Genomic DNA, 4,281 nt, shown 5'->3' with positions numbered 1-4,281 from the left:
AGATTTCCGAGAAGGAGGGCAAACGATGGAACACCTGGACATCGTGGTGCTGGACGAGGGCGTGGAGGAGTTGGAGATCGCAGGTCCCACGGCAACCTGCTGCTACACGACGGTTTCCATCCTGCGGGCGTGACGAGCCCGCGCCCTGTGCCACAGGTTCCGAGCGCGATTGCGACGGGCTCCTCCGGGTCGTCCGGCGCGGGGCGCTCTAACAGGCGCAAGGCATAGCGAGACGGGAGCTTCGGCTCCCGTTTCCTATTCTGGCGGCCCCGGGCAGACCGTGAACGGGCACGGCCCCGGTTTTTCCACCGCCAGTTCTCCCGCCAGAAAATCCCGATAGTCTTTCCACAGGAGACTCCCGAGCGCGACACAGCAAGCGCAGGCGCCGCAAGTGGTGAAGACGACATCCACCCGGCCGCGCAGTAGGTCCGCCGACACCCCAGCAAGTCCCACCGCGAGAGGGCTCAGGCACAGCGCCAGCGTCTGGAAGACGGCGAGCGTCCGGGCGCGCAACGCGGGAGACACCTGGGTCTGGACCAGGGACACCACGTGGTTTCCGAAGAGTCCGAGGAAGATGCCGTTTCCCGCCATGAGCGCGAGGGCCACGCCCGGACGGCCGGTGAGCCCCAGGGCTGCAAAGCCGAGGCCGCCCGCAGCCAGCGCGCCCGTGATCCAGGCCCCCCGTCGGCGCAGGCGGCTGGGAAGCACGGCTGCGAGGGTGTAGCCCCCGAGGATGCCTACACCGAAGGCGGAAAGGAGATACCCGTACCAATCCCCGGAGGCGCCCAGAAACCGCTCGTCCTTGACCAAGAAAGGCAAGAGAACGATCAGTGGGTCGAGAAAAAACGCCGCGGAAGCGTTCACCAGGGTTGCGGTGCGAAGCCCCCTATGTCTCCACACGTACGCGAAGCCGGTCCTCGTGTCAGCTGCAGTCTCGGCCAACCGGGCGCGCCAGCCGCGAGGAGGTCCCGCAGGCGTGCGCGGCACGCGCATCAAGGCCTCCGTCCCGGCGCTGACGAAGAATGTCAGGCCGTCGAGGGCGAACAAGAGGGGAGCACCCAGTATCCGGTAGGCCAGACCGCCGAGCCCTTTCCCCAAGAGACCTGCCATCTGCAAGGACGCCATGGTCACGGCGTTGGCTGCCGGCACCTGGGAGAACGGAACGAGATCGGGCGTGATCGCCCGAGCCGATGTGGCGAAAAACGCATTCGCCGCCGAGTTTCCGGCTTGGAGAAGAAAGAGCGCGGCCAAGGCCATGCCTGGATGTCTGGCGTACCCCGCGACGACTCCCGCCAACGCAAGGGCGAAGACTCCCAGGGCCACATCGCATGCCACGAGAATCCCCACCCGAGAGTACCGGTCGGCGATCGCTCCGGCCGCCGGCGACAAGACCAGGCCGGTCAGCGATCCGACCATCAGGATGGCCCCCAGGGTCGCTGCCGACCCCGTGGCGTCCACGATCCACAGGGAGAAGGCGACCGCGCTCAGGGATGAGCCGGCCAGACTCACCGTCTGGCCCTGCCACAGGAGGAAGAAGTTCCGACTCCACAGGCCCTTGTGCGCGAGCATCGACCTCAGCTCCGGGGATGGGGGGTGGCGAGAGTCCTCCAGACCCCGACGCCTGCTGCATTATTGACGAGACGGGGACCCGAGCACAAAAAGGAAGCGGTGTAACCGTCTGCACTTCCCACTTGCGGCCACCCTACCGACAGGTCCCGGGTGACAAATCCCCCCGTGGGGCGCTAGGATTCAGCCCGCACCCCGACAGTTCACCACCCCTTCAACCCGTCCTTGCCCGGAGTTCCCATGGTCCTCTCCCCCTACGCGAAAGCATTCCCCCATCCGGATAAACCCGGCACCGTGGTCGTGTTTTCGGCGAGAAAGGCGTCCGTGTGCCTGATTCCGGAGGCGCTATTCAACCGACTGGAACGAGGGGACGTCCCTGAAAGCGCCAGGGCAGCCCTGACCAGACTCGGGGTGCTCGTTGGCGACCCCGAGGCCGAGCGGGTCGAGGTGGCCGGCTACTTGGACAGGGTCAACGACTTGAGCACCGGGCTGGGGGTCGCCGTAATCTTGGGTCTGGAGTGCAATTTTCGCTGCACCTACTGCTACGAGGGGACCTTGAAGGGTCCTAGTTCCATGACCGGCGCCACCGCGGACCAACTGGTGGAGTTCCTCCAGGGACGGTTTCGCGAGGGGATGAACGAACTGATTCTCGATTTCTACGGAGGCGAGCCGTTGCTTTACACCGAGCGCATTCGCCAGATCTCGACGGCGCTCGGACCATTTGCGGCAGGGCGCGGCGCCAAGTATTCCTTCACTCTGGTGACCAACGGTTCTCTGCTGACACCGGCCATGGTTGAGGGACTCCTCCCGCTTGGCCTGCGGGCCGCAAAGGTCACGCTGGACGGCCCGGCAGAGAACCACGACCGGTTTCGCCCCTTTCGCAGCGGCCGTGGAAGCTTCGATGACATCTTCAAGAACCTGCTGGCCTGCTGCGACCTGTTTCCGGTTGGTATCGGAGGGACGTACACGCGGGAGAACTACCGCGCTTTCCCAGCACTGCTGGACTACATGATGGAACAGGGACTTAGCCCGGGGCGGGTCGCCCAGGTTTCGTTTGGGCCGGTGATGCAGACCTCCGGGGAGCATGCCCCGGAACACTGCTCCGGGTGCGCCACTGTAAACGAACCCTGGCTGGCCGAGGCCTCGGTGTTCTTGCGGGAGGAAGTGCTCAGGCGTGGGTACCGGGTGCCGCGGATCGCACCGACGCCGTGCATGGTGGACCGGACAGATGCGTTCACGGTCCACTACGACGGCACCTTGACCAAGTGCCCGGGTCTCATTGGGGACGAAAAACGAGCGGTTGGCGATGTGTGGACAGGGTTTCGCGACTACCGGGAGGACTTCAGCCTCGACCGACTGACGGATGCAGCGGAATGTGAGCGCTGCGAGTACCTCCCCCTGTGCTTTGGCGGTTGCCGATTCATGCGGCTTCAACGTGAAGGCCACATGAAGGGTGTCGAGTGCCAGCGCTCCTTCCTCGACGCAACGCTCCGGCCGCACCTTCTCCAAGACATTCGCTATCGCCTAGCCACTGGCGGTTAGGCCAGCCCATTTTCGACAGTGTGCACCGACGGTGTCAGGTATCAACATCTGACAATCGGCAAGGGTTGAGGATGCGGTTGGCTCCTCGGTTGTTGATCCCCACAATGGACGGGATGGGAGGGGATAGGGATTTTCAGAATGGGTTGACCAAGTCGGTGTGATTCTCGGATTATTCGGGCCGGTCCGGAGAAGGTCCGGGCGCGGCTGGCGAAAACGAAGCGGGCGGAGAGTTTCGCAAGAACTCTCCGGCCCGCCGCGGCCGCCGTGGTCCCAGGTAGACGGCCATCTCTTCCTCCTGCTCGAGGGCGAAGAAGCCCTCTCCGCCCCCGACCGCGCCCCCCAGTCTCACTGACCCACCGTCACCCGGGCGAGACCGCCTTCGTGCACGGGCGAAGTGGCGTGGGAGAGCCGTGGCGCTACCTGGGCGTGGGGCGGTGGGGCGAGAAGGAGTGGGCGTGGGGGATCCCCGAGAAGGGACGTCCCGGCACCAGGGTCCAGGGGGACATCCTATAAGCCTCCGGTCAAGAGAACAAATAGTGCTGTGATTTAAGTATGTTAACTTTTCCATCGCCCGCAGGACGCTCCTTAGCCGTCGTTCCTCTGACGTCGGCGGTCTCTCACCTCGGCGAACCCATGGCCTGATCGTTACCGCGTACCCGGCGTCCCCCGCCCATCGCTGGTACGGGGGCGTCGATCATCCCTTATCCAGGCTCCAGGATTCAGTGAGAGGCCCGGTATTGTCCCTCCCGAGGTCAACGCCTCGACGTAACTTGCACGGGCTTCTCTCGCCGAAACTGGACCGGCGGCGGGGGACCTGGCGCGAGAGAACGAGCCACGGCGCGGCCGAGGCACCCGGAGACGTCGGGACGGAGATGGTGGTGGGCGCGGCACCCGGGGCAGGAAATAGATCGGCCCCCAAGCGGGCAGGCCGGGGGGGCAGCCTTGCCGCACGAGGGGGCCGAAGGGGTGGGAGCTGGGGTGCTCCCTTTACTACCGAGAACCGCCCTTCCCGTCTACAAGGCGTCTACATGGACAGGACGGGGTTCTCGTAACTACTGGCGCGCCCGGCAGGATTCGAACCTGCGACCTACGGATTCGTAGTCCGTCACTCTATCCAACTGAGCTACGGGCGCGGACTTGGTTGGCTGCTTACTTGGCGACGAAATCCTTCAG

2 protein-coding genes and 1 tRNA gene are annotated in these 4,281 nt (G+C 64.9%); 1 reads left to right on the top strand and 2 read right to left on the bottom strand.

Features of this window, described 5'->3' with window-relative positions:
• Window positions 1-255 precede the first annotated feature (255 nt).
• On the bottom strand, window positions 256-1,569 hold the full coding sequence (locus AB1578_22320) for an MFS transporter (GenBank protein ID MEW6490633.1): 1,314 nt from the start codon (window positions 1,567-1,569) through the stop codon (window positions 256-258).
• Between the two features lie 237 nt (window positions 1,570-1,806).
• Here AB1578_22320 and gptM point away from each other — a divergent pair, with 237 nt between their 5' ends.
• A complete protein-coding gene (gptM, locus tag AB1578_22315) occupies window positions 1,807-3,108 on the top strand; it encodes a geopeptide radical SAM maturase (protein MEW6490632.1) in 1,302 nt (433 codons plus the stop codon).
• 1,056 nt (window positions 3,109-4,164) lie between these two features.
• On the opposite strand, the gene AB1578_22310 is transcribed toward gptM, so the two are convergent.
• Window positions 4,165-4,241 (bottom strand) — tRNA-Arg (locus AB1578_22310).
• Window positions 4,242-4,281: the final 40 nt, after the last annotated feature.

This window comes from Thermodesulfobacteriota bacterium, assembly GCA_040756475.1.
Lineage (GTDB): Bacteria > Desulfobacterota > Deferrisomatia > Deferrisomatales > JACRMM01 > JBFLZB01.
This window is presented reverse-complemented; position numbering and strand designations above follow the sequence as displayed.

Excerpts from the sequence above, each read along its gene's own strand:
- gptM (MEW6490632.1), top strand. The coding sequence starts at position 1,807 with ATGGTCCTCTCCCCCTACGCGAAAGCATTCCCCCATCCGGATAAACCC.
- AB1578_22320 (MEW6490633.1), bottom strand. The coding sequence starts at position 1,569 with ATGCTCGCGCACAAGGGCCTGTGGAGTCGGAACTTCTTCCTCCTGTGG.